General features: G+C 30.0%; 35 protein-coding genes. 31 read left to right on the top strand and 4 right to left on the bottom strand.

Going from position 1 to position 22,059, the window contains the following annotated elements; genetic code table 11:
• Positions 1-314: 314 nt before the first annotated feature.
• From JAHGCCOI_RS02655 to JAHGCCOI_RS02640, 4 genes are all read right to left on the bottom strand, one after another.
• A complete protein-coding gene (locus tag JAHGCCOI_RS02655; protein WP_479491912.1) occupies positions 315-3,401 on the bottom strand; it encodes a hypothetical protein in 3,087 nt (1,028 codons plus the stop codon).
• 309 nt (positions 3,402-3,710) lie between these two features.
• Positions 3,711-3,929, bottom strand: coding sequence for a hypothetical protein (locus tag JAHGCCOI_RS02650; RefSeq protein WP_479491911.1), 219 nt, complete (start codon positions 3,927-3,929; stop codon positions 3,711-3,713).
• Positions 3,930-4,408: 479 nt separating this feature from the next.
• Positions 4,409-4,654 (bottom strand): hypothetical protein, encoded by a 246-nt coding sequence (locus JAHGCCOI_RS02645; RefSeq protein WP_479491910.1) that lies wholly within the window; start codon positions 4,652-4,654, stop codon positions 4,409-4,411.
• Between the two features lie 633 nt (positions 4,655-5,287).
• Positions 5,288-5,623 (bottom strand): hypothetical protein, encoded by a 336-nt coding sequence (locus JAHGCCOI_RS02640; protein WP_227807355.1) that lies wholly within the window; start codon positions 5,621-5,623, stop codon positions 5,288-5,290.
• Positions 5,624-6,041: 418 nt separating this feature from the next.
• On the opposite strand from JAHGCCOI_RS02640, the gene rpmF reads away from it, so the two are divergent.
• The 31 genes from rpmF to JAHGCCOI_RS02485 all read left to right on the top strand — a co-directional run bounded on the left by rpmF (position 6,042) and on the right by JAHGCCOI_RS02485 (position 22,026).
• The gene (rpmF, locus tag JAHGCCOI_RS02635; RefSeq protein WP_212508898.1) at positions 6,042-6,248 is read left to right on the top strand and encodes a 50S ribosomal protein L32; all 207 of its coding nucleotides are present in this window, start codon (positions 6,042-6,044) and stop codon (positions 6,246-6,248) included.
• 213 nt (positions 6,249-6,461) lie between these two features.
• Positions 6,462-6,839: a hypothetical protein gene (locus tag JAHGCCOI_RS02630; protein WP_479491909.1), complete on the top strand. Its 378-nt coding sequence runs from the start codon at positions 6,462-6,464 to the stop codon at positions 6,837-6,839.
• Positions 6,840-7,594: 755 nt separating this feature from the next.
• Entirely contained in the window at positions 7,595-7,918 is a 324-nt protein-coding gene (gene rpsJ / locus JAHGCCOI_RS02625; protein ID WP_227807357.1) for a 30S ribosomal protein S10, read from the top strand.
• A gap of 181 nt (positions 7,919-8,099) precedes the next feature.
• Entirely contained in the window at positions 8,100-8,765 is a 666-nt protein-coding gene (rplC, locus tag JAHGCCOI_RS02620; protein WP_227807358.1) for a 50S ribosomal protein L3, read from the top strand.
• Positions 8,752-9,375: a 50S ribosomal protein L4 gene (gene rplD, locus JAHGCCOI_RS02615; RefSeq protein WP_011160576.1), complete on the top strand. Its 624-nt coding sequence runs from the start codon at positions 8,752-8,754 to the stop codon at positions 9,373-9,375. Before rplC ends, rplD begins: the two co-directional genes overlap by 14 nt.
• The gene (gene rplW, locus JAHGCCOI_RS02610) at positions 9,375-9,665 is read left to right on the top strand and encodes a 50S ribosomal protein L23 (protein ID WP_011160577.1); all 291 of its coding nucleotides are present in this window, start codon (positions 9,375-9,377) and stop codon (positions 9,663-9,665) included. The genes rplD and rplW overlap by 1 nt, the downstream gene beginning before the upstream one ends.
• 59 nt (positions 9,666-9,724) lie before the next feature.
• Positions 9,725-10,555: a 50S ribosomal protein L2 gene (gene rplB, locus JAHGCCOI_RS02605; protein WP_069028295.1), complete on the top strand. Its 831-nt coding sequence runs from the start codon at positions 9,725-9,727 to the stop codon at positions 10,553-10,555.
• Between the two features lie 12 nt (positions 10,556-10,567).
• Complete coding sequence (gene rpsS / locus JAHGCCOI_RS02600) at positions 10,568-10,849, top strand: 30S ribosomal protein S19 (protein ID WP_011412797.1); 282 nt, start codon at positions 10,568-10,570, stop codon at positions 10,847-10,849.
• Between the two features lie 20 nt (positions 10,850-10,869).
• Positions 10,870-11,259 carry a 50S ribosomal protein L22 gene (gene rplV, locus JAHGCCOI_RS02595; protein WP_212508891.1) on the top strand — a complete coding sequence of 130 codons (390 nt, stop codon included), beginning with the start codon at positions 10,870-10,872 and terminating at the stop codon, positions 11,257-11,259.
• Positions 11,243-12,001: a 30S ribosomal protein S3 gene (rpsC, locus tag JAHGCCOI_RS02590; RefSeq protein WP_227807359.1), complete on the top strand. Its 759-nt coding sequence runs from the start codon at positions 11,243-11,245 to the stop codon at positions 11,999-12,001. The genes rplV and rpsC overlap by 17 nt, the downstream gene beginning before the upstream one ends.
• On the top strand, positions 11,979-12,401 hold the full coding sequence (gene rplP / locus JAHGCCOI_RS02585; RefSeq protein WP_011160582.1) for a 50S ribosomal protein L16: 423 nt from the start codon (positions 11,979-11,981) through the stop codon (positions 12,399-12,401). The genes rpsC and rplP overlap by 23 nt, the downstream gene beginning before the upstream one ends.
• Positions 12,398-12,718 (top strand): 50S ribosomal protein L29, encoded by a 321-nt coding sequence (gene rpmC, locus JAHGCCOI_RS02580; protein ID WP_069028291.1) that lies wholly within the window; start codon positions 12,398-12,400, stop codon positions 12,716-12,718. The genes rplP and rpmC overlap by 4 nt, the downstream gene beginning before the upstream one ends.
• The gene (gene rpsQ, locus JAHGCCOI_RS02575) at positions 12,718-12,981 is read left to right on the top strand and encodes a 30S ribosomal protein S17 (protein WP_011160584.1); all 264 of its coding nucleotides are present in this window, start codon (positions 12,718-12,720) and stop codon (positions 12,979-12,981) included. Before rpmC ends, rpsQ begins: the two co-directional genes overlap by 1 nt.
• Positions 12,982-12,993: 12 nt before the next feature.
• The gene (gene rplN, locus JAHGCCOI_RS02570; protein ID WP_011160585.1) at positions 12,994-13,356 is read left to right on the top strand and encodes a 50S ribosomal protein L14; all 363 of its coding nucleotides are present in this window, start codon (positions 12,994-12,996) and stop codon (positions 13,354-13,356) included.
• A 12-nt stretch (positions 13,357-13,368) separates the two neighbouring features.
• Complete coding sequence (gene rplX, locus JAHGCCOI_RS02565; RefSeq protein WP_212508889.1) at positions 13,369-13,716, top strand: 50S ribosomal protein L24; 348 nt, start codon at positions 13,369-13,371, stop codon at positions 13,714-13,716.
• A 15-nt stretch (positions 13,717-13,731) separates the two neighbouring features.
• Positions 13,732-14,277, top strand: coding sequence for a 50S ribosomal protein L5 (gene rplE / locus JAHGCCOI_RS02560; RefSeq protein ID WP_479491908.1), 546 nt, complete (start codon positions 13,732-13,734; stop codon positions 14,275-14,277).
• A gap of 14 nt (positions 14,278-14,291) precedes the next feature.
• Positions 14,292-14,561, top strand: a complete 270-nt coding sequence (gene rpsN, locus JAHGCCOI_RS02555; RefSeq protein ID WP_011160588.1) for a 30S ribosomal protein S14 — start codon at positions 14,292-14,294, stop codon at positions 14,559-14,561.
• 21 nt (positions 14,562-14,582) lie between these two features.
• Positions 14,583-14,975 carry a 30S ribosomal protein S8 gene (gene rpsH / locus JAHGCCOI_RS02550; RefSeq protein ID WP_011160589.1) on the top strand — a complete coding sequence of 131 codons (393 nt, stop codon included), beginning with the start codon at positions 14,583-14,585 and terminating at the stop codon, positions 14,973-14,975.
• Between the two features lie 46 nt (positions 14,976-15,021).
• Positions 15,022-15,576, top strand: coding sequence for a 50S ribosomal protein L6 (rplF, locus tag JAHGCCOI_RS02545; RefSeq protein WP_212508888.1), 555 nt, complete (start codon positions 15,022-15,024; stop codon positions 15,574-15,576).
• 9 nt (positions 15,577-15,585) lie between these two features.
• Positions 15,586-15,939, top strand: coding sequence for a 50S ribosomal protein L18 (rplR, locus tag JAHGCCOI_RS02540; RefSeq protein WP_042068032.1), 354 nt, complete (start codon positions 15,586-15,588; stop codon positions 15,937-15,939).
• 14 nt (positions 15,940-15,953) lie between these two features.
• The gene (gene rpsE / locus JAHGCCOI_RS02535; protein ID WP_212775481.1) at positions 15,954-16,469 is read left to right on the top strand and encodes a 30S ribosomal protein S5; all 516 of its coding nucleotides are present in this window, start codon (positions 15,954-15,956) and stop codon (positions 16,467-16,469) included.
• Complete coding sequence (rpmD, locus tag JAHGCCOI_RS02530; protein WP_227807363.1) at positions 16,466-16,663, top strand: 50S ribosomal protein L30; 198 nt, start codon at positions 16,466-16,468, stop codon at positions 16,661-16,663. Before rpsE ends, rpmD begins: the two co-directional genes overlap by 4 nt.
• Entirely contained in the window at positions 16,663-17,100 is a 438-nt protein-coding gene (rplO, locus tag JAHGCCOI_RS02525; RefSeq protein ID WP_069028283.1) for a 50S ribosomal protein L15, read from the top strand. Before rpmD ends, rplO begins: the two co-directional genes overlap by 1 nt.
• 2 nt (positions 17,101-17,102) lie before the next feature.
• The gene (gene secY / locus JAHGCCOI_RS02520; protein WP_479491907.1) at positions 17,103-18,344 is read left to right on the top strand and encodes a preprotein translocase subunit SecY; all 1,242 of its coding nucleotides are present in this window, start codon (positions 17,103-17,105) and stop codon (positions 18,342-18,344) included.
• Between the two features lie 18 nt (positions 18,345-18,362).
• Positions 18,363-19,016, top strand: a complete 654-nt coding sequence (locus JAHGCCOI_RS02515) for an adenylate kinase (RefSeq protein ID WP_479491906.1) — start codon at positions 18,363-18,365, stop codon at positions 19,014-19,016.
• Positions 19,013-19,756: a type I methionyl aminopeptidase gene (gene map, locus JAHGCCOI_RS02510; protein ID WP_227807366.1), complete on the top strand. Its 744-nt coding sequence runs from the start codon at positions 19,013-19,015 to the stop codon at positions 19,754-19,756. The genes JAHGCCOI_RS02515 and map overlap by 4 nt, the downstream gene beginning before the upstream one ends.
• A 75-nt stretch (positions 19,757-19,831) precedes the next feature.
• Positions 19,832-20,068: a translation initiation factor IF-1 gene (gene infA / locus JAHGCCOI_RS02505; RefSeq protein WP_011160598.1), complete on the top strand. Its 237-nt coding sequence runs from the start codon at positions 19,832-19,834 to the stop codon at positions 20,066-20,068.
• 12 nt (positions 20,069-20,080) lie between these two features.
• Positions 20,081-20,197 (top strand): 50S ribosomal protein L36, encoded by a 117-nt coding sequence (gene rpmJ, locus JAHGCCOI_RS02500; RefSeq protein WP_011160599.1) that lies wholly within the window; start codon positions 20,081-20,083, stop codon positions 20,195-20,197.
• A 12-nt stretch (positions 20,198-20,209) separates the two neighbouring features.
• Positions 20,210-20,575, top strand: a complete 366-nt coding sequence (gene rpsM, locus JAHGCCOI_RS02495) for a 30S ribosomal protein S13 (protein WP_011160600.1) — start codon at positions 20,210-20,212, stop codon at positions 20,573-20,575.
• Between the two features lie 41 nt (positions 20,576-20,616).
• Positions 20,617-21,003, top strand: a complete 387-nt coding sequence (rpsK, locus tag JAHGCCOI_RS02490; protein WP_212508881.1) for a 30S ribosomal protein S11 — start codon at positions 20,617-20,619, stop codon at positions 21,001-21,003.
• A 30-nt stretch (positions 21,004-21,033) separates the two neighbouring features.
• The gene (locus JAHGCCOI_RS02485; RefSeq protein ID WP_479491905.1) at positions 21,034-22,026 is read left to right on the top strand and encodes a DNA-directed RNA polymerase subunit alpha; all 993 of its coding nucleotides are present in this window, start codon (positions 21,034-21,036) and stop codon (positions 22,024-22,026) included.
• Positions 22,027-22,059: the final 33 nt, after the last annotated feature.

Below are 22,059 nucleotides of genomic sequence, written 5' to 3'. Positions count from 1 at the left end.
TTGCTTCCTTTCTTAGTTTTTTGCTTCATTTTTTGAAAAATTTACTTTTTGCCTTAATCCTTAATTATTATTGTTTTGATAAATTATTATTTAAAATGTTTTTTTAAGAAATTAACATTTATTACAAAATAATAATTACTTTAATTATACACTAAAAAAAATAAAAATGCAAATAGATTTTAAATATTGTTGTAATAAATGATTTTTTTGGGTGGTTTTGGTAAACTGTTTTATTCCTATATTTTTTAAGAAATTTGTTATTATATTTATTTATAAATTATAATTTCATTTTATAATATCAATATTTTTTTGCTTTAAGAAATTTTTTTATCAAGGGCAATAGTTTTTTTGATTTGTTTGGTAATTTGTTTTTGGTGATGTTTTATTTTGAATTTTCCTTTTTGTTTTTGCCAAAAAAAAGACCATTTTAAAAAGATAGTTTTGAGTTTGGTTTGGAAATTAGTTAGTTTGATTTTAGTAAGTAAGTTTTTTTTGGTTTTTTTGATTTGTTTTTCTATTTTGGTTATTTTTTTGTGATTAGTTTTTTGTTTGTGAGTAAATGATTGGGATATTTTTTCTTTTTGTTTGGTGAAATGTTTAAAGATTTGGTTGTTTTTTTGTTTGATGGCTATTTTTTTATGTTCGAAAAATAATTTGTCTTTTTTTTCAAAATTGAGGAGAGCTTCTTTTTTGAGGTTTGATAGTTTTTGGCGTAATTCTTTTTGTGTTTGTTGCCATGATAAATTAAAATTGATAAGAGCATCACTTATATTTTCGTTTAATAATCCTAATTTTTCTTTCATTAAATTAGTTGTTTGGGTTAAACTTTTTTCTTTGGATTTAATTGTTTTAGTAATTTCTTGTAATAAAGATATTTGATTTTGTTTAAATGTTTTTTCCAAAGAAACATTAATAACATTTTTTATTAATTCATTTTGGTTGTAAAAAACTTTGTTAAGGTGTTTAGTTGTGTTAGTGGTATTTGTAGTTGTTTGAATTAATTTTTGTTCTTTTTTTATTTGTTCTTGGAGCAAAGTATTTAAACATTGATAAATGTTTTTTTGATAATTATTATAGAATAAAATATCTTGGATAACATTTGTGATTGTTTTTTGGCAAGCATTGAAAAAAGATTTGTTTGATATTTTGAAATTGATTAAAGGAGTAAGAGCAATGTTTTTGGAGGCAGGTTTTAAATAGTGCCATAAAGTTAAAAGTTTGGTTATTTTAAGTTTGGTTTTGTTGATTTTTTTTTGGTGTTTGTTAGTTGTTTTTTCTAAAATATGTTGGTGTTTTTTGGTTGCTTTATCTTTTTTTGTGGTGAGGTTTTTGATAATTTTTTCATAACGTTCTTTGTGAGTTTTGATTTGGTATAAAAGGGGATATAGGTCAGTTCCTTTTTGTTTGTATTTGTGAAAAAATCCTTGTATTCCTTTCTTTTTGTCAGTGTGTATTTTTTGATTAAGAAAGGTTAATTGTTTGTCATAAAAAGCTATTATTTGTTCGTTAAGATTAATTTCATTTTGTATGGTAGTTTGGTTTAATTGGTGTTTTTTTTGTAAAAGATTAATTGTTTGATTAAATTGTTTTTGAATGATAGGAAATAAGTTAGTTTCAATTATAGTTTTTATTTGGTCTAAGATTATTTGTTCGATAAGACAAGTTTTAGTTTGATAATTACTTGTAAAAGTATTAATTTGTAATTGGATTTGTTGTAAAGTTTGTTCTAATAATGTGCTTTCTTTTTGCCAAGATGGATAAGTGTTGAGTAAATTATTTAAAGTTTGTAAAAGTTCTATATTTTGGGTTTGTAATAATAAATAGATGTCTTTTTGCATTAAGGTGATGTCTTGTAAAAAGAGATGTTTTTCTTTTTCTTGGGTAAGTTTGAAGGTTAGAAAATCATCTTTTTGAAATATTTTATTAAGTGTTAATTGGGTTTGGAAGTTGTTAATTTCTTTTTTTAAAGTAGTTATTTGTTCTAAATAATAATGTTGGATTTTGGTTTTTTCTAATTTTAGTTGTAGGGCAATACTTTTAGTTTTAAGGTCAAATTCTTGTTTTTTTGCAAAGAAATGATAATGATAATCTATTTGGTAATTGTTTTGTTTACGTTGTAAGGCTAAAAGAGTTTTTTGATAAGCAAAGAAAGTTTCTTGATAGTCTTTTTGATTATCAAAGATAGCTGTTTCTTGTAGATGTAAGTTAAGGACTGTTTTTATTTGTTCTTTGATACCTTTTATTTTTTGGGAGAATAAATAATTTGTTTTTTGGTGGATGAGATGATAAATTTTTTCTAAGGTTTGTTGGCAGATGTGTTTGTATTTGTTTTGTTTGTGGTGTTCTAAATGCCACATATTAATTGCTTGTTGGTGTAAAAGATTGATGAGGTGATATTGTTGGCTCCATAAAGATTTTTGGTTTTGGTAAGAAAGGCAGTTTGTTTGTTGTTTGTAAAAAAGAGCTTTTTTGGATGTTTCAATTTGGTAATTGGAAAGAATTGGTATATTTATAAAAGGAAAAGGTCTTATTTGGAGAAAAAAAGCTTGTATTTGTGCTTGGATGATAGTTTTTTCTTGTTGGTAAGCATCTTTGATGGTGTCTAGTTTTTTGTCGTTTATACTTAGTTTATTTTGGTATAGTTTGTGAGTTTTGGTAATGGTTTTTTTATAAGTTTGTTCTTTTGTAGTCTTTATTTGTTCTAAGATGCAAATTGATTTGCCTTTGTCTTTTTCTTGTAAATTAAGAGTTGTTTCTAGTTGTTTTAATAAATTGGTGTTTTTTTGATTGAGGTTAAAATCAGTAGTATAAAAGTTTTGTTTGGATTCTTGGTTTTGTTTTTGGTTTTTGATTTCTAATTTTTGTTTGTCTTTTTCAATTTGAATTAATAAATTATTAATGTTGTTATTTTTGTTGTTGAGATTAGTTATAAGAGTAGTTTCTTTGTGATTGTTTTTTTTAGTAATTTCCTTGAGTTCTTTTTGTAAGATTTCTTTTAATTGGAGGTTTTTATCGTTGTTTTTGTTTTTTTGATAAATAAGTTCTTGGGTTAAAAGAGTTTGGGTTTTTTGTTGTTGTGAGTTGTATTTTTGGAGGATTGTTTTTTTATGGGTTTGGAGTTTTTCTATTTGTGCGTAAATGTTTAATAATATGTGATGGTATTTTTCTTGTAATTTTTTTGTTTGGGTATTGTGTTTGTTATTTAGGGTTTGTAATCTTTGATTTAATTGTTTGTTTTGGTTGTTTGTAATAATGTTTGGGGTTGTGTTTTTTTCTTGGATGTTTTTTAGGTTTGTGATATTATTTGTTAATTGGGATAAAAAAGGAGAGAAAAAATCGCTTGACAATGTTTTATTGCGTTTTAAGAATAAAGCCAAAAATCTATTATAATATGATGACATAAAATTTTTCCTTCAATCTAAATATTGATTAAACAATATAAAAACACTTAATTGTAGTTTATTATTAATTTTTTTTGTAATGTTATATTATTTTGGTTTTTCAAAGAAATAAGTTCTAAATTATTTTATCATTTACCTTTATCATAACATAAACCAAATTAATTTGGGATGTAAAAAAGAATACTTAGCTTTTATATTTAAATCTTAAAAACAAAGAAACTATCCTGAAGGATAGTTTCTTTCATTATTTATATTATTTTTATTTTTTAAATAGTTTATTAATTTAATTTATTTTAAATATGGATGTAATTATTTCTTAAGATAAGGTTTATACCAAGTTGTTTTTTTAGGATAGAGATATTTTTGGATTAAAGTTGGTTCATAGTAAAAAATATATAAATTATTGTATTTATTTTTCATGTTTATGATTGCTTCTAAGGTATGTGTTTTATCCTTAATAAATGGCATTTTTCCATCATGATAGATAAATATAATATTTTGGGGACAATTAAGAATTGACTTAGACATTAATTCGCCTTTGTTTTGATTAATTGTTTTGTGAAATGAGACTTTTTTGTAATAATTAGGATCAATATTTTATGTATAAAGATAAGAGTTTTATTAGTGTTTTTTACTTTAATGTTATGAATTGTATTATTTAGAGTCTCTTTTTTTACTTTTATTTTAAAAGTACTTTTGATTTGATAGTTTAATTTAAATGTTGAATGTGCTTTAATAAAATAAGAATTAATGTTAAGTAATAGTATTAATATATTTATAATTATAAGCATTAAAAAGGAATTAAAGTTTATATTTGGTCTTTTTTTAGAAGTCTTGTTAATTTTGTTAATGTAAAAAACAGACTCCTTTCTTTTAAAAAAGGTAGTTAATATTAATTATAAGTATAAATTATTAAGCTACCAAAAAGATAATATAAATTAATATATATAATTAAAAAAGATTTATTGTTGTTTATTGTTGAGTGTTTGCCCAATCTCTCAGACGCCTTACCATTCCTGAAATCCATCTAGAAGTAGGTTTTTAGCTCCATCTAATTTTTTGGTATTTTCTATGTCATGGTAAAAAATATACAAATTTGTATATTTGCCTGTCATTTTTGTTAGTTCTTGATAAGTATATTTTTTATCTAGGTCACCTCGAATTTCTCCATCATGATATAAACAAATTGTACTTGGCTCGCATGTTCCTGTAGCAATTTCGAACGATATATTCCCATCTTTTATTCTATTCATTGTTTTTCTTTTGGTTAATGTTCCATTAAAATTAGGATTAATCTTTTCTTTAATATGTTTTATTACTTTGTCCAGGTGGGAATCCCAATCCCCTTCAATTTCTACAAGGTGTAATTTTGGTCCTTGTTGTTCTTATGTTGGCTCTTCTTGTACTTGTGTTGTTGTTTGTGCTTGTCTTTCTTTTTTTCTCAAACTTATTTTATACTTGTTTTATAATCATATCTTAATTTAAGATTTGATTGAGCTTTGGTAAAATGAGGGATAATAATAAATAAAGTAAATATTATAATAATTAAAAATAAAAGTGTTTTTTGTTATAAGTATTGGATAAAAACATTTTAGTTAATGCTTTTTTTTAGAAAATTGATAAATTTTTGGAAAAATATCTCCTTCTTTCTTTCTAAAATTGACGGTTTTTTAATTATTTAAGTTAATTATAAAGTATTCATTAGGTTTTTAGTTAGTTAAACCATCAAAAAAGATAAAGAGTTTAAGACATCAAAGACTATTAAATAATTAATAGTCTTTGAATTGATTATTTGATATTTATTTAAGTTAATGAAAGATTATAAAATAATGTTATTAAAGAGTAATTTATTCAATTTATACATGTTTGTTAATGGAAAGTGTTTGTTAGTATGTGTTAGTGTAATTTATTTTGGATTTAGCTGATTGAGCTTCTGTTAGTTTGTTATTTTCTGCAATTACATTACCATTTTCATCCACTACTTCATATTGCATAGTTAATTCAAAATCAGCAGTATCGGTGTTATTTTCAACTAAACCATCAAGAGTTAATAATTCTACTTCTAATTGAACTTCTGCTGAAACAAATTTGTTATCTTTGGTAAGAGCAAATTTGGAGTCTTTGGTATATACTTCAAAATCATTGTTATCTTGTGTTTTAACTTTTACTCCAACTCTAAATTTGTCAGTTTTGTCTACGTCGTTAACTTTGAATGTTGGCAAAAATACTTTTAAGAATCATTTTTTAGTAGTTTCTTTGTTTTCAAAACCTTTTACGGAGGTGAAACATAAAAATGGGATTTCAACAAAATTAATTTATTAAAAAAACTCAAATTAATTTAGTTATATTGTTGTAATTTGACAAAATAATAATTAAAGTAGCAAATAAATAAGAAAAAAGTAAAAAAAGCTCAAAATAGATTGACAAAACAGCTTTTTTAAGATAAAATAAACTTAGGTTTAAAATTAATTTTTGCACGCTTTGGCATGATTATTAATTTTTTAAGCTTGATTAAAGTGCTAATAATAATTTTTGGCAGTTATTAATTGGGTTTTGATTAACCTTTTATTTGTTAAAAGTTTTATTATTATTTATAATAAATGCTAAAAACAAAAAATTATAAAGAAAGGATTTGATAAAATGGCTGTTCCTTTTAGACGCACCGGAAAAACGGCAAAAAGAAAAAGACGTACTCATTATAAGTTAAGCAATCCTGCTTTAGTACTTTGCAAAGAAACTAATACTTTTACTTTGTCTCACAGAGTTACTAAAAATAGTGGTTATTACAAAGGAAAACTTATTTTGGAAAACAAACCTTCTAAATCTCAAAAAACAACTGACAATTAATTTATCATTATTAGACAAATTATTTTGTTTAAATAATTTTTTTCTTAGATGACGATATTGTTTTTTCTTATTTGATATTATTTTAATTTATAGTTTTAATATTATTTTGGATTTATTTATTTTTGATAGTTACTATTTGATTTATTTTAAAAGAATTATTTTATTTTTAAGTGTATAAGATAAAAAAATAAATAAAATCAAGAAGAAACATAAATGTTATTAAAAAAATCATTATCACACTTTTTACTTACTGTTAGTTTTGTATTTTTAAGTGTGTTTGGGTCTTATGTTGTTTTAGAAGCATCAAAAAAATATCAAGAAGCAGATAAGGCATTATTTTATAAAACTTATAATGATAATGAAACCAAATTTTTAAATGAGAATAATTATAAAGATTGTATGGATAATAGTGAAACTCCAAAAGCTTATTATGACAAAAAAGAAAAACATGATAAAGATCAAAAAGCCCTCCGAGACAAACAAGAAGTAACTAAAAAACAAGATTTCTTTTTTGTAGAGTTTTTCTTTGTATTGGCGTTAGTAGGATTTAATGGTTATTTCTGTTATTCTAAAGCTAAATCATTTAAATAATTATAAGTAAAAAATATGTCTGATATTAAACAAAACATATCTTCTTTATTAAAAACATAAATTTTTTATTATTAAGTGTATTTGGAATGATTGTTACTTTTTTGATATATACGTTTTTTGAAAATCTAAATACTCAAAAAGTTTTACAACAATATCTAGATTCATTACAATCTAATACAAATATACTATCAAATTATAATTTATTATTACAACTTACTAAAAAACAAATGTATACAAGTTATTTAAGAGTTGTTATATTAGTTATTATTTGGGTTTTAATTATAATATTTAATGGTTATATGTGTTTTGCCAAAATTAACCCTTTTAAACAGTTTTTTAAATTTGTTAAAAAAGTTATCAATAAATATAAATATAAAAATGAACCTTTTCATTAAATCATTTTATCTTTTAATATAAAGATATTTGAATTAACTTAATGAGGATATTTGAATTAACTTATTGTATTTTTTAACAAACAAAATCCAAAATAAATAAATCTTTTCACCATTTTACTTATTTGAAACAGCTTTTTTTATTTTAAAAAACATTATTAATTACTTTTTTAACTTTTGTAATTAAAATGACTTGCAATAAAATCTTTTTTAAGGTATAATAAAAAGGCTTGTTTTAAATATTTTTTCTTTTAATCCAAAAAACAAAACACCAATGTCAGTTGTCTAAGAAAAAAATTATTTAAGCAAAATATTTGTCTAATAGGCAATATTTTCAAACATTTCTAAAAAAGGAGAATATAAGTGAACAAAAAAGAAAAAGAAATTATCAAAATAATTCTAAGAGCCTACGACCATCATTTAATTGATCAAGCAGCTAAAAAAATTATTGATATTGTCACTAAAACAGGAGCAAATATTGAAGGTCCAATACCTCTTCCTACCAGAAAAGAAGTATTTACTGTTTTGCGTTCCCCTTTCGTTAACAAAGATTCAAGAGAACAATTTGAACGACGCACTCACAAACGTTTAATTCAAATTATCAATCCTAATAAAAAAACAATTGAATCTTTAATGCACATTAGTTTGCCACCTTCAATTGATATTTTGTTAAAAAAAAACCAATAGCAAAAGCAAAATTTAGGCACTATTCATTTTAATATGAATAAATATTTACTTTTTTATAACCATTTCATTTGGTTGAATCACAATCACAATTGCAATTACAATTTCAATCAACTTTTGAAAATCACTTTAAAAAACTTTTTACAAACTTTAAACCAAAATTAAAAAAAGAAAGAGGAAGGACATGGCTCAAGGAATCTTAGGTAAAAAAATAGGAATGACTCAAGTTTTTAACGAACAAGGAGAATTAGTTCCAGTAACAATAGTAGATGTTACACCTAACGTTGTTTTACAACAAAAAAACGTTGACCAAGACGGCTATCAAGCTACTCAAATAGGTTTTTGCGACAAAAGAGAAAAAAACACTTCTAAACCTATGTTAGGAAATTTTAAAAAAGCAACTACTGCCCCTAAGCGCTTCATTAAAGAAATTAATTTTAGTTCGAATGTCAATTCAAACCTAGCTAATTTAGAAGTAGGCTCCCTAATCACAAACGATTTATTTCAAGTAGGTGATTTAGTTGATGTAACAGGAACTTCCAAAGGTAAAGGTTTTGCTGGTTCTATTAAGAGACACAATCAAAGCAGAGGTCCTGAAAGTCATGGGTCTCGTTATCACCGTCGTCCAGGTTCAATGGGCCCTATTAAAGGTAAATTAAAAGGTAAAAAACTACCAGGACACATGGGACACGAAACTGTTACTATCCAAAATTTAGCTATTCTTTCGGTTGATACTGAAAAAAACTTATTCTTAATAAAAGGCAATGTCCCAGGACCTAATAAAGGTTTTGTAATTATCAAATCTGCTGTAAAAAAATTGACAAAGGAGCAAACGCATGCCAAAAATTAATATTCTTAATCAACAAGGCGACTTCGTTTCTGAAAAGGTTTTAGCAACTACTGTTTTTGACATTAAACCTAATCAACAAGTTTTATACGACGTTGTAAATGCTCAAAGAGCTGCAATGCGTCAAGGCACACATGCTACCAAAACTCGCGCTTTAGTTGCTGGTGGAGGTAAAAAACCATGGAGACAAAAAGGAACTGGTCGTGCTCGTCATGGCTCTATTCGTTCTCCTTTATGGCGTGGTGGTGGAGTTACTTTTGGACCGTCCCCAAGAGATTATTCTGTTAAAGTAAACCAAAAAGTACGTAGTCTGGCTCTAAAATCAGCTTTATCACTCCAAGCTAAAAATAATCAATTAGTAGTTGTAGACAACATTAATTTAGCAACTCATAAAACTAAAGATTTCCAACAAATGTTACAAAAATTAAACATCACTTCCAAATCCTTAATTGTAGTTACTCAAATGACAGAACAATTAGCTTTGGCTTCTCGCAATCTATCTTATATTACTTTAGAAACAGCTTCTCATGCAAGTGTTTATCAAATCCTTAATTGCAAACAATTAGTCCTAACTGCTGCTGCTGTTAACTATTTTGAAGAGGTTTTAAAATAATGAATAAATACTATGATTTAGTTAAAGCACCAATCATTACTGAATTAACTAATAAATTGATCGAAAGACAAAATAAATACACTTTTAAAGTTGCCAAAACAGCTAATAAAGTAGAAATTAAAAAAGCTTTAGAAAGCATTTTTCAAGTAAAAGTTTTATCAGTTAACACTCGCAACGTTTTACCACAATTCAAAAGAAAAGGTAAATTCGAAGGCTACACTTCTGGTTATAAAAAAGCTATTTGTAAAGTAGCTCCGGGACAAAAAATCGAAATCCTTGCTAACGAATAAACTCAAACCCAACCAAAACAACGATTAACGATTAAAAAAATACAAGGCAGGTATAAATTATGGCAATTAAAAAATATAAGCCTACTACAAATGGATGTCGTAATATGAGTGTTTCTGCTTTTTCAGAAATCACCACTCAAACTCCTGAAAAAAGATTATTGGTATCTCATAAAGACCAAGCCGGACGCAACAACCAAGGTAAAATTACAGTAAGACATCGTGGCGGCGGCGTTAAAAGAAAATACCGTTTAATTGATTTTAAAAGAAACAAAGATAACATTGTTGGCAAAGTAGCTACCATTGAATACGATCCAAACCGCAGTGCTAACATCGCTTTAATTCACTATGTAGACGGCGAAAAAAGATACATTCTTGCTCCTAAAGGACTTACAGTAGGGATGCAAATTGTCTCTGGTAAAGAAGCAGATATTAAAGTTGCCAATTGCCTTCCTTTAATGAATATTCCAGTAGGAACCACCGTTCATAACATCGAATTAAAACCAGGTAAAGGCGGACAAATTGCTCGTAGTGCTGGTTCTTTTTGTCAAATTATTAGTAGAGAAGACAAATACGTGCTATTACGTCTTCAATCAGGCGAAGTTCGCAAAGTTCTTGGAACTTGTCGTGCTACTATTGGAGAGATCGGCAACGAATCTTATAAACTAATTAATTATGGTAAAGCAGGCAAAAAACGTTTCTTAGGAATAAGACCAACAGTAAGAGGTTCTGCGATGAACCCGAACGATCACCCTCATGGCGGTGGTGAAGGTAGAGCTCCTATTGGACGCAAATCACCAATGACACCTTGGGGCAAAAAAGCTCGTGGGGTCAAAACTCGTGACCGTAAAAAAGCATCTAATGCTTTAATTATTAGACGTCGTACAAAATAAGGAGTTGTTAATATGCCACGTTCAGTTAAAAAAGGACCTATTGTTGCTAGCCATCTATTAGCAAAAATAGAAAAACAAAAAAACTTAAAAAACAAAAAAGTGATCCAAACTTGGTCACGAAGTTCTACAATCACACCTATTTTTGTAGGACACAAAATCGCTGTTTATAACGGACGCGAACACATTCCAGTCTACATTACAGAAAACATGGTAGGACATAAGTTAGGTGAATTTTCCCCTACACGTACTTACCGCGGACACAACAAAAAAGACAAAAAAATGCAAAAAAAATAAAATAATGGGAAGGAATAACTATGGAAACCAAAAACGCCAAAGCGATTGCTAGAAAAGTTTCAATCGCCCCTCGAAAAGCACGTTTAGTTGTTGATTTAATTCGAGGAAAAAATATTGCACAAGCTCAAGCCATTTTAACTTTTACCCCTAAAGTAGCTGCTCCCGTTATTTTAAAACTTTTAAACAGTGCTGTTTCCAATGCTGTTAATAATTTAAAATTAAACCGCGAACAACTTTATGTTAAAGAAGTTTTTGTCAACGAAGGTTTGCGTTTAAAACGTATGTTTCCAAGAGCTAAAGGTTCTGGTGATATGATTAAAAAAAGAACCAGCCACATTACTTTAGTAATAACTTCTAACACAAACTTGCAAACATCAAAGGAGGAAGAACAAAGTGGGTCAAAAAACTAATCCTAACGGCTTAAGATTAGGCATTATTAGAACTTGGGAATCTCAATGGTGTGTTAATGATAAAGAAATTCCTAATTTAATTAAAGAAGATTTTTTAATTCGTAAACTAATCAATAATTTTACTAAAAAAAGTGCTATCAGTCAAATTGACATTGAACGCCTAAAAGAAAAAAATAAAAACCGTATCACTATTTCTGTCCACACCGATAAACCAGGCGTTATTATTGGAAAAGATGGCGATACACGCAACAAATTAGTTGCCAAACTCAAAGAACTTACCCAAAAAGACGTTAATCTTAACGTGTTAGAAGTTAAAAACTCTGATAAAATCGCTTTATTAATTGCTCAAAATATGGCTGAACAACTAGAAAATCGTATGTTTTTCCGCCGTGTTCAAAAAATGGCAATCCAAAAAGCCCTAAAAGCTGGTGCCAAAGGAGTAAAAACTTTAATTTCTGGTCGTTTGGGTGGTGCTGAAATAGCTCGTAGCGAAGGACATGCCGAAGGCAGAGTTCCTCTACACACTCTAAGAGCAGACATCGATTACGCTGCTGTTGAAGCTCACACTACTTATGGAGTTTTAGGAATTAAAGTATGGATTTTCCACGGTGAAGTTTTACCAGGACAAACCATTCTAGACACTAGAAAACCGTTTGCTTCCCAATCTTCTAACACTCCTAACAGACGCCCTCGCAATTTCAAAGGAGGCAACAATAATCATGTTAATGCCAAAAAGAACTAAATATCGTCGTCCTCACCGCGTTAGTTTTGAAGGAAAATCCAAAGGTAAAAACGTTATTGCCAACGGAAACCACGCTTTGGTTGCCAAAGAAGGTGCTTTTATCACTAACAAACAAATTGAAGCCGCTCGTATTGCAATGACACGTTACATGAAAAGAACAGGAAAAGTGTGGATCAACATTTTCCCACATCTATCCTTAACTAAAAAACCTTTAGAAGTAAGAATGGGTTCTGGTAAAGGTTCTCCTGAAGAATGGGTAGCTGTGGTAAAAACAGGTAAAGTTTTGTTCGAAGTTAAAGACACCACTAATTCTTCCAAAGTAGAAATGGAAGCTTTAAGACTTGCGTCTCACAAACTACCGATTAAAACTAAAATCGTTAAAAAAGGTGCTGAAGTATGAAAACTCAAGAAATTTTAAAATTAAATCCAGAAGAATTAGAAAACAAAGTAGACAAGTTAAAACAAGAACTGTTTGATTTGCGTTTTCAATTAGCTTTAGGCAAACTCACTAACACTGCCAAAATCAAAAAGCTTAAAAAAACCATTGCTCGCATCAAAACAATCCTAACCCAAAAAAGCAATCAACAAACAGCCACTACTCCAACTTTTGTCACTTCCACTGCCAAACCTGTTTTAGCAAATCAAAGCCCAACCCCACAACCAACTACCCCTGATTTAGATGACACTGTAGAAACTATCAAGGAGGAACAACAATAATGCAACGCAATTTTAGAAAAACTTTCGTAGGTAAAGTAGTTTCAGATAAAATGGATAAAACAATTACTGTTATTGTTGATATTTACAAAAAAGACCCTTTATATGGCAAAAGAGTGAAACAATCGAAAAAATTCCACGTCCATGATGAAAATCAAGAAGCCAAACCAGGCGATTTAGTTAATTTTATGGAAACAAGACCTCTTTCTAAAACTAAAAGATTTCGATTATTCAAAATTCTTTCCCATGCAAAGAGCGCAAAGTAAGGAGATTTTGAGATGATTCAACGAGAAAGTCGTTTAGTTGTAGTTGACAACAGCGGCGCTAAAGAAGTTTTAGTTATTGGTATTTTAGGAGGCACTCGTCGTAGTCATGTAAATATCGGAGATATTGTATTAGTAACTGTTAAATCAGGTTCTGGTACAGTTAAAAAACATGACGTTCTAAAAGCTGTCATTGTACGCACCAAAAAAGGTCTAAGACGTAAAAATGGCTCTTACATTAAATTTGACGACAATGCTGTAGTACTTTTAAAAGAAGATTTAAATATTATTGGTACCCGTATTTTTGGTCCAGTAGTTAGAGAATTGAGTGATAAGAAATTTTCCAAAATAGTTTCTTTAGCCCAATTAGTTTTGTAAGGAGACAACTCAATGCGTATTAAAGTAGGAGAAACAGTAGCTATTTTAGCTGGCAAAGATCGTTTTGTAACAGACGAATCAGGTAAAAAAATGACTAAAACAGGCAAAGTATTAAAAGTTTTTACCAAAACTCAAAAAATTATTGTTGAAGGTGTCAACATCAAAACCAAACACCAACCCCCTTCCCAAAACGAAGAAAAGGGCACCATCGTTAAACAAGAAGCTCCCATTCATGTTTCTAATGTAGCTTTAGTTTGCCCCCAAACACAAACTCCCACTAAAGTAGGAATTCGCATACAATCAGGTAAAAAATTTCGTTATGCTAAAAAATCAAATCAAACATTAGACGAAAAAAATTAAGGAGGCTTTGCATCAATGTCAATGAAAAAAGAAAATACTCTAGACTATTCCAAAATCACTGCCACCTTAATGAAAACTTTTAATTATAAATCCGTTATGCAAGTCCCAAAAGTAGAAAAAGTTGTCATCAATATGGGCGTAGGCGATGCTATTTTTAATGTTAAAGTTTTGGATGATGTAGTAGAAGAATTAAAATTATTAAGCGGACAAACCCCTGTTATCACTAAAGCCAAAAAAGCTATTTCTAATTTCAAATTACGTGAAGGCATGCCAATTGGAGCTAAAGTGACTTTAAGAGGAGCCCGCAAAGAGGCGTTTTTATACAAACTAACTCGTTTAGTTTTCCCCCGCGTAAGAGATTTTAGAGGCATTTCTGGTAAATCTTTTGACGGCAGAGGTAATTACGCTCTAGGATTAAAAGAACAAATCGTTTTTCCAGAAATTAATATCGACAAAGTTAAAAAAATTCGTGGCATGGATATCATCATTGTAACTACTGCCAAAAATAACACTCAAGCCAAAAAGCTTTTAGAGCTTTATGGTATGCCGTTTAAAAATTAAAGGAACTATTACTTATGGCTAAAAAATCCAAAATCGTAAAAGATCAAAAACAAAGAGAGCTAGTTTTAAAATATGCCAAACTACGCTTAGAACTTAAAAAAAAAGCTGACTATGCTGGATTGTCTCAAATTCCTGCCAAAGCATCACCTGTACGTTTAAAAAACAGAGATTCTATTGATGGAAGACCACGCGGATACATTCGTAAATTCGGCATTTCCCGCATTAATTTTAGGCAGTTAGCTCATCAAGGTAAATTACCTGGAGTCAGAAAAACCAGTTGGTAAAGGTAAAAAGGAGGCTCAAACATGGTTATGACAGACCCTATTGCAGATATGCTGACACGCATTCGTAATGCCAATCAAATGTCACATTTAAAAGTGTTAGTACCTGCTTCTAAGTTAAAATTAGAAATTTTAGCAGTTTTAAAAAAAGAAGGTTTTATTAAAGATTTTTATCTACCTCAGTCATCTCGCGAAATAATTATTAGTTTGAAATATGCTCCCAACAAAGAAAGAGTTATTAAAGGCTTAAAAAGAGTTTCCAAACCAGGACTTAGAGTTTATGCATCAGCAGAACAAATTCCTAAAGTGCTCAACGGTTTAGGAGTTGCTTTGGTTTCTACTTCTAAAGGAATTCTAACAGACGCTCAAGCTCGCCTTTCTCAAGTTGGTGGCGAAGTTTTAGCTTATATTTGGTAATTAATTGCCAAATCAAAAGTAGTTAAAGGAGATAAAGGAGAAAATTATGTCACGCGTAGGAAACAAAGCAATTGAAGTCCCTAATGCGGTTAAAGTTGATATCAAAGATAGAAATTTTATCTCAGTTGAAGGCCCTAAAGGCAAATTAGAATATCAATTCAATCACAAATTAACAATCACTAATGAAAACAAAGTCATCACAGTAAAACGCCCTAATGATGAAATTTTTATGAAAAAAATTCACGGCACCACTAGAGCCTTACTTTCCAATATGGTAGAAGGCGTAAGCAAAGGCTTTCAAAAAACCTTAAAAATTGTAGGGTTAGCTTATCGTGCTCAAATTAAAGATAAACAACTAATTTTATCTTTGGGTTTTTCTCATCCTGTAAGCGTTGCCATTCCTGATAATCTAGAAGTGGTAGTTAACCAAAACACAGAAATTGTTATCAAAGGAATTGACAAACAACTTGTCGGCGAATTTGCTGCCAAAAACGTAAAACTACGTAAACCAGAACCTTACAAAGGTAAAGGAATCCGCTACGTAGGACAATACGTTAGACAAAAAGCTGGGAAAAGCGCTAAAAAAACAAGAAAGGACTAAAAATAAGTTATGATAACCAAACAATCCTCTAACGTGCTTCGTAAAAAACGTCATCTTCGCCTTAGAAAAATTGTTTCAGGCACATCACAAAGACCACGTTTAAATGTTTTTAGATCTAATAAATTTCTTTATGTGCAAATAATTGATGACACCCAACAAACAACTCTATGCAGCGCTAATAGCAAAGAAGCCAATGTTTTGGGATCCAACATCAAAGCCGCTGAAGCAGTAGGCGCTCTTATCGCTAAAAAAGCCTTAGCCCAAGGCATTAAAAATGTTGTTTTTGATAGATCAGGGTATTTGTATCACGGCAAAATCAAAGCCTTAGCTGATGCTTGTCGTAAATCAGGCTTACAGTTTTAAAGGAGAAAAGCAAAATGAAAGCAATAAAGAAAGAATTTAACAAAAAAGCCCCTCTTTTAGAAGAAAAAGTTGTTAAAATTAATCGTATTACTAAAGTAGTTAAAGGCGGTGCTCGTTTTCGTTTTTCTGCTTTGGTAGTTGTTGGCGATAAAAAAGGGCAAATTGGTTTCGCCACCGCTAAAGCTAAAGAAATTGTAGAAGCTATTAAAAAAGCTTTAGAAAAAGCCAAAAAACAATTAGTTCGCATTCCTATTACAGGAACTACTATTCCTCATGATACTATTGGACGTTTTGGAGCGTCTAAGTTTTTTTTAAAACCAGCTTCCAAAGGAACTGGAATTGTTGCTGGAGGAAAAGCTGCTAGAACTATTTTAGAATTAGTAGGCATTAATGATGTTCGTACTAAAACTTTTGGTTCACGCACCTCTATTAACGTAATAAGAGCAGTAATGGATGGATTACAAAGTTTACGCACTAAAGAAGAAGTAGCTAAATTAAGAGGCATCACTTTAGCGAAAAAAGAACAATGAAATTAAAAATTACTCTTACCAAAAGCCTTATTGCTTGTCGTGTTAATCAAATTAAAACCGTTCACTGTCTAGGTTTGAAAAAAATTAACAATCAAGTTATTAAAGATGACACTCCAGCCATCCATGGAATGATTAAAACCATCAGTCATCTTGTTGTAGTTGAAAAAGTTTCTGATACAAAGGAGCAAAAATAATGTTACATACACTAAAACCGGTCACTAATGCTCGTAAATCCACTAAACGTTTAGGACGTGGACCTGGTAGTGGCACTGGTAAAACTTCTGGTAAAGGACACAAAGGACAATTAGCACGTTCAGGAAAAACTTTGCGTCCCGGCTTTGAAGGCGGACAAATCCCTTTTTTTCAAAGAATTCCTAAAAGAGGATTTCACAACTTTGCCCAAAAAAGATACGCCCTTCTTAACCTTAAAACTCTAGAAACCTTTCCTCAAGATACCGTTGTTACTCCTCAATTATTGTTAGAAAAAAAAATAATTAAAGACCAATTATGTGGTATTAAAGTTTTGGCGCAAGGAACTCTCACTAAAAAATTAGTCGTAAAAGCTTCAAAATTCTCCAAACAAGCTCAAGCAGCCATTTTAGCAGTTGGTGGAAATATAGAGGTAATTTAAAGATGAAACGTCAATTAAAATTAGTTTTAGGTAATCGTAAATTAATGTTTCAAATCTTTTTTACCTTATTTATTATTTCTATTGTTTGTTTAGGAACTTCTTGGCCTCTTCCTTTTATTAATACTAAATCCCTTGATTTGTCCAAACTTTTTGGGTTTTTTTCCATAAATGCTGGTACTCTTTTTGGATTGGGAATCACTCCTTACATCACTGCTTCCATTGTAGTGCAATTTTTGCAAAAACTTCTTCCTATTTGTCGCGAATGGAAAGACCAAGGACAAATGGGTAAACGCAAACTTAATCTTTTAACACGTAGTCTTGCCTTATTGTTTGCTTTTGGGCAATCTTTTGCTTTTTTGAACAGTTATTCAAAACTTTTTTTCACATCAATAAGTACAAGCCAACTGTTTTTGTTAGCTTTAATTGCTACTGCAGGAGTTGCTATTTTAATTTGGTTTGCTGACCTTATCAATTCCAAAGGTATTGGAAACGGGACTTCTATTTTAATTGTTGTTTCGATGAGCCACAGCCTAATTAATCTATTTGTAAATCTGAACGAATCATATTTATCTCAAAACAATTTTTTAACTTTGAAAACTTTTAATTTTGCATGTATTGTTCTTTTACTTCTCTTATTTTTAATTTTTACTTTAGTTGTGCAAATAACATCTTTAAAAATACCTATCAATTATGCGCGCAATCAAGTGCAAGGAAAAAGCTATATTCCATTAAAAATTAATAGTGCAGGAGTTATGCCAGTTATTTTGGCATCTGCTTTATTGCAACCTTTCCAGATGTTAGCAGGAGTTATTGGGAATACAAAATTTACAGAAGTAGTAGATTTTTTTGCCAAAACTAACTTTCCTGAAAACCAAATTAACTTTTTTGCCATAGGCTTTTTAGTCTTGTTAGTAATTGTTTTTTCTTTCTTTTCTGCTTTTATGAATGTCAATCCTGAAGATATTTCAGAACATTTATCCAAACAAGATGCCTATATTGCAGGTTTAAGACCAGGTGAACAAACTACTCGTTATTTAGCTAATACCTTATTTAAAATCACTGTTTTAGGAACTGTTTTTATTGCTGCTCTTGTTGTAACACCTATTCTTGTGGAACATTTTTTAGGTTTGAAAGATATGAAATTAGGAGGAACCAGTTTGCTTATTATTGTTAGTGTAGCCCTTGAAACTATCCAACGCATCGAAGCTACTGCCAACAAAAAAGAATATCAAAAATTATTTTAATTAAGCAAACAAGACAATATGATACTAATATTATTAGGATCGCCCGGAATTGGTAAAGGGACTCAAGCTTCTGTTTTATCAGATATTTTAAAAATTAACCACATTGCAACAGGCGATATTTTTCGTAAAAATTTTAAAGAAAATACTGAATTAGGCATTTTAAGTAAAAAATTTATTGCTCAAGGACTTTTAGTTCCTGACGACATTACTAACCAAATGATAGCTGATTACTTGTCTAAGGACATCGCTACTAAAGATTTTTTATTAGACGGTTTTCCCCGCAATGTTTTGCAAGCTCGTTTTTTGGATGATTTTTTCAAAAACTCTCATTTATTTTTAACTAAAGTCATCTATTTTAACGCTGGCACCCAAGATTTAATGAAAAGAATTGTAGGACGCAGAATTTGTCCCGAATGTGGTAAGGTTTATCACATCGAAAACATTCCTCCCAAAACTCCAGGTATTTGTGACAAAGACCAAAAAACCTTAATTCAAAGAGAAGATGACAAACCAGAAACCTTCCTTAAACGCCTCAAAGTGTTTAATCAAGAAACATTGCCATTAGTGCAATATTATCGCGAACAAAATCAACTTTTTGAAGTAGATGGTATGCAAAACATCGACCAAGTTACTAAAATGATTTTAGAAGTTTTAGAAACAGACCGCAAATGATTTCCATCAAAACTCCTCATGAAATTGCTATCATGAAACAAGCAGGAAAAATCATTAACGAAGCCCACAGATTGCTTGCTTCCTTTGTTATTCCAGGAATGTCAACTTTTGATCTAGATTTATTAGCTAAGAATTTTTATCAAAAAAAAGGTGTTATTTCTGCTTTTAAAGGTTACAACGGATTTCCCAAACATATTTGTGCCTCAGTTAATGAAGTGGTAGTTCACGGCATTCCTTCCAAAAAAACCATCCTTAAACAAGGTGATATCATTACCTTAGATTTAGGAATTAACTATCAAGGTTATTATGTTGATTGTGCTTATTCTTATGCTGTAGGAACTGTTTGCCAAACTACTCAAAACTTGCTTGCACTTACTCAAAAAGCCTTATTTCAAGGTCTTTTGCAAATTAAACCCCAAAATCATTTTTCTGACATTTCTCATGCCATTGAACTTTTTGCCAAAAACAATAATTTAGGCATCGTAGAAGAATTTACCGGACATGGTATTGGTACATCTTTGCACGAAGAACCCTATATTCCTAATTTTGGCAAACCCCACGAAGGCGCAATCCTACAACCAGGAATGACTTTTTGTGTAGAACCCATGCTTACTTTAGGAAATCCCGAAATTGCTATTTTGCAAGATAATTGGACTGTAGTTACCACAGACAAAAGTCTAAGTGCTCATTTTGAACAAACAGTTTTAGTAACTCCTACAGGATACGAAATACTTGCATAATATGTTTTTCATTTTACCAAATTACATCACAACCACCCCCAAACCCAGAAATCAAAATTAAAGGAATCACTTTGAATGTCAAAAAACAATTTAAACGAAACTGAATCCAAAATTGAAATCGAAGCTAAAGTTGTTGAATTATTATCAAATGATAAATTTAAAGTAGAGCTTCCAAATAAAAAAACAATTATCGCTTATGTTTCTGGTAAAATACGTATCAACAACATACGCATTTTACCTGGTGATAAAGTAAGAATTGAATTATCACCATACGACCCTACACGAGCACGAATCACTTATCGTTTTAAGTAAGGAGAAAAGATTATGAAAGTTAGAGCTTCAGTTAAAAAACGCAGTGAAGATGATATCATTGTTCGTCGTAAAGGACGCATTTATGTTATCAATAAAAAAAATCGTAGACACAATCAAAGACAAGGATAAAAGGAGATATTTATGGCGCGAATTGCAGGAATAGATATTCCAAGCGACAAAAGAGTAGTAATTGCACTAACTTATATTTATGGTTTAGGCAATAAATTATCTCATAAAATTTTAAACGAGTTAAACATTGACCAAAATATTAGAGTTAAAAATTTAACCGAACAGCAATTATCAGCTTTACGTAGTGAAATTACTAAATACAACGTAGAAGGCGACCTAAGACGTGAAGTTACTTTAAATATTAAACGTTTAATGGAAATTGGAGCTTACAGAGGGCTACGCCACCGTAAAGGATTGCCTGTAAGAGGACAAAAAACCAGAAACAATGCTCACACTGTTAAAGGTAAACCTAAAGCAATTGCTGGTAAGAAAAAATAATAAAATTAACTAAATAATAAAAATAATAAAGGAGAAAGGCATTGGCAAGAAAAAAAACTACCAAACGCAAAGTTAAAAAAAATGTTCCTTTAGGAATTGCACATATTCATACCACTTTTAACAACACTATCGTTACTATCACTGATCTTAACGGTAATGCTGTTACTTGGAGTAGTGCAGGTGCTTTGGGTTTTAAAGGAAGTCGTAAATCAACTCCCTTTGCAGCACAATTAGCCGCTGAAGCAGTTGCCAAAGCAGCGATGGAACACGGAATGGTTAAAGTAGAAACTTTCATTACAGGACCAGGTCCCGGAAGAGAAGCAGCTATCCGTTCTTTGCAAGCATCAGGATTAGAAATTACTGCTATTAAAGATGTTACTGCAGTACCACATAATGGTTGTCGACCGCCAAAACCTCCTAGAGGATAATAATCTTGTTCGACATTTCAAGGAGTAATTATGAAAAATATTAAATTTATTAAACCTTTTTTTGTTGAAGAAATTGATGAAAATCCCATTTCTGGGAAATTCACCATTAAACCTTTAGAAAGAGGATACGGCATTACTGTAGGAAACGCTCTAAGAAGAGTTTTGTTATCTTCTTTGCCTGGTACTGCTATTGTAAATGTTAAAATTCAAGGAGTAGAACAAGAATTTACCACTATTCCTGGCGTTTATGAAGATGTCATGACAATTATTTTAAATTTAAAAAAAATTGTTTTTGCCGTAGACGACGAATCAGATGATTTTGAAGAAAAACTAGAACTAATTGCCAAAGGACCACAACGCCTAACCGCTTCTTCTTTCGAACTGCCTGCAGGAGTTAAAATCATCAACCCCGATCATTACATTACCACCCTTTCTGATGATGTTTGCTTTCATATGACAGTTACCATTAAAAAAGGCATTGGTTATGTTGGCGCCAAAGACAACAAAGTTCACGGCGAAAATAAAGTAGGCGTTATTGCAATTGATTCTTTATTTACTCCTGTTGTCAATGTTTCTTATCAAGTAGAAAAAAAATTAGGCAACAAAGACGAATTAACTATTGAAATTACCACTAACGGCGCTCTTTTAGCTAAAGAAGCTTTAGCAACTGCAGCTAGCATTTTAGTAGATCATTTTAATGTTTTAGTAGAATTAAGCCAAAAACCTGCTCATGTAGAATTTGTTTCTGAATCTAAAAAAGAAGCTCACAATTACGTACTAGATTTAGAAATTGAACAACTAGATTTATCTGTAAGGCTTTTTAACAGTCTTAAAAGAGCAGGGATTGACACAGTTGCTGCTTTAGTAAAATTAAGTGAAAAAGAAGTTGTCAAACTTAAAAGCTTAGGACGAAAATCTTTCCAAGAATTAAAAGATAAATTTTTAGAATACGGTTTAGAATTCAATGATTATCTTAAAGAAGTTTTGCATCACAGCGTTGAAGAAGACAAAGACAAACATTAAAACTAAAAAACACATTAGAAAATAGAAAGGACA

The sequence above is a fragment of the Mulberry dwarf phytoplasma genome (assembly GCF_056504655.1).
The sequence above is the reverse complement of the archived record's forward strand: the minus strand, read 5'-3'. Positions and strand labels throughout refer to the sequence as shown.

What these genes read in the sequence shown, in the direction of transcription:
- JAHGCCOI_RS02655 (WP_479491912.1), bottom strand. Translation starts at nt 3,401, where the DNA reads ATGTCATCATATTATAATAGATTTTTGGCTTTATTCTTAAAACGCAAT.
- JAHGCCOI_RS02650 (WP_479491911.1), bottom strand. Translation starts at nt 3,929, where the DNA reads ATGTCTAAGTCAATTCTTAATTGTCCCCAAAATATTATATTTATCTAT.
- JAHGCCOI_RS02645 (WP_479491910.1), bottom strand. Translation starts at nt 4,654, where the DNA reads ATGAATAGAATAAAAGATGGGAATATATCGTTCGAAATTGCTACAGGA.
- rpmF (WP_212508898.1), top strand. Translation starts at nt 6,042, where the DNA reads ATGGCTGTTCCTTTTAGACGCACCGGAAAAACGGCAAAAAGAAAAAGA.
- JAHGCCOI_RS02630 (WP_479491909.1), top strand. Translation starts at nt 6,462, where the DNA reads ATGTTATTAAAAAAATCATTATCACACTTTTTACTTACTGTTAGTTTT.
- rplC (WP_227807358.1), top strand. Translation starts at nt 8,100, where the DNA reads ATGGCTCAAGGAATCTTAGGTAAAAAAATAGGAATGACTCAAGTTTTT.
- rplD (WP_011160576.1), top strand. Translation starts at nt 8,752, where the DNA reads ATGCCAAAAATTAATATTCTTAATCAACAAGGCGACTTCGTTTCTGAA.
- rplW (WP_011160577.1), top strand. Translation starts at nt 9,375, where the DNA reads ATGAATAAATACTATGATTTAGTTAAAGCACCAATCATTACTGAATTA.
- rplB (WP_069028295.1), top strand. Translation starts at nt 9,725, where the DNA reads ATGGCAATTAAAAAATATAAGCCTACTACAAATGGATGTCGTAATATG.
- rpsS (WP_011412797.1), top strand. Translation starts at nt 10,568, where the DNA reads ATGCCACGTTCAGTTAAAAAAGGACCTATTGTTGCTAGCCATCTATTA.
- rplV (WP_212508891.1), top strand. Translation starts at nt 10,870, where the DNA reads ATGGAAACCAAAAACGCCAAAGCGATTGCTAGAAAAGTTTCAATCGCC.
- rplP (WP_011160582.1), top strand. Translation starts at nt 11,979, where the DNA reads ATGTTAATGCCAAAAAGAACTAAATATCGTCGTCCTCACCGCGTTAGT.
- rpmC (WP_069028291.1), top strand. Translation starts at nt 12,398, where the DNA reads ATGAAAACTCAAGAAATTTTAAAATTAAATCCAGAAGAATTAGAAAAC.
- rpsQ (WP_011160584.1), top strand. Translation starts at nt 12,718, where the DNA reads ATGCAACGCAATTTTAGAAAAACTTTCGTAGGTAAAGTAGTTTCAGAT.
- rplN (WP_011160585.1), top strand. Translation starts at nt 12,994, where the DNA reads ATGATTCAACGAGAAAGTCGTTTAGTTGTAGTTGACAACAGCGGCGCT.
- rplX (WP_212508889.1), top strand. Translation starts at nt 13,369, where the DNA reads ATGCGTATTAAAGTAGGAGAAACAGTAGCTATTTTAGCTGGCAAAGAT.
- rplE (WP_479491908.1), top strand. Translation starts at nt 13,732, where the DNA reads ATGTCAATGAAAAAAGAAAATACTCTAGACTATTCCAAAATCACTGCC.
- rpsN (WP_011160588.1), top strand. Translation starts at nt 14,292, where the DNA reads ATGGCTAAAAAATCCAAAATCGTAAAAGATCAAAAACAAAGAGAGCTA.
- rpsH (WP_011160589.1), top strand. Translation starts at nt 14,583, where the DNA reads ATGGTTATGACAGACCCTATTGCAGATATGCTGACACGCATTCGTAAT.
- rplF (WP_212508888.1), top strand. Translation starts at nt 15,022, where the DNA reads ATGTCACGCGTAGGAAACAAAGCAATTGAAGTCCCTAATGCGGTTAAA.
- rplR (WP_042068032.1), top strand. Translation starts at nt 15,586, where the DNA reads ATGATAACCAAACAATCCTCTAACGTGCTTCGTAAAAAACGTCATCTT.
- rpsE (WP_212775481.1), top strand. Translation starts at nt 15,954, where the DNA reads ATGAAAGCAATAAAGAAAGAATTTAACAAAAAAGCCCCTCTTTTAGAA.
- rpmD (WP_227807363.1), top strand. Translation starts at nt 16,466, where the DNA reads ATGAAATTAAAAATTACTCTTACCAAAAGCCTTATTGCTTGTCGTGTT.
- rplO (WP_069028283.1), top strand. Translation starts at nt 16,663, where the DNA reads ATGTTACATACACTAAAACCGGTCACTAATGCTCGTAAATCCACTAAA.
- secY (WP_479491907.1), top strand. Translation starts at nt 17,103, where the DNA reads ATGAAACGTCAATTAAAATTAGTTTTAGGTAATCGTAAATTAATGTTT.
- JAHGCCOI_RS02515 (WP_479491906.1), top strand. Translation starts at nt 18,363, where the DNA reads ATGATACTAATATTATTAGGATCGCCCGGAATTGGTAAAGGGACTCAA.
- map (WP_227807366.1), top strand. Translation starts at nt 19,013, where the DNA reads ATGATTTCCATCAAAACTCCTCATGAAATTGCTATCATGAAACAAGCA.
- infA (WP_011160598.1), top strand. Translation starts at nt 19,832, where the DNA reads ATGTCAAAAAACAATTTAAACGAAACTGAATCCAAAATTGAAATCGAA.
- rpmJ (WP_011160599.1), top strand. Translation starts at nt 20,081, where the DNA reads ATGAAAGTTAGAGCTTCAGTTAAAAAACGCAGTGAAGATGATATCATT.
- rpsM (WP_011160600.1), top strand. Translation starts at nt 20,210, where the DNA reads ATGGCGCGAATTGCAGGAATAGATATTCCAAGCGACAAAAGAGTAGTA.
- JAHGCCOI_RS02485 (WP_479491905.1), top strand. Translation starts at nt 21,034, where the DNA reads ATGAAAAATATTAAATTTATTAAACCTTTTTTTGTTGAAGAAATTGAT.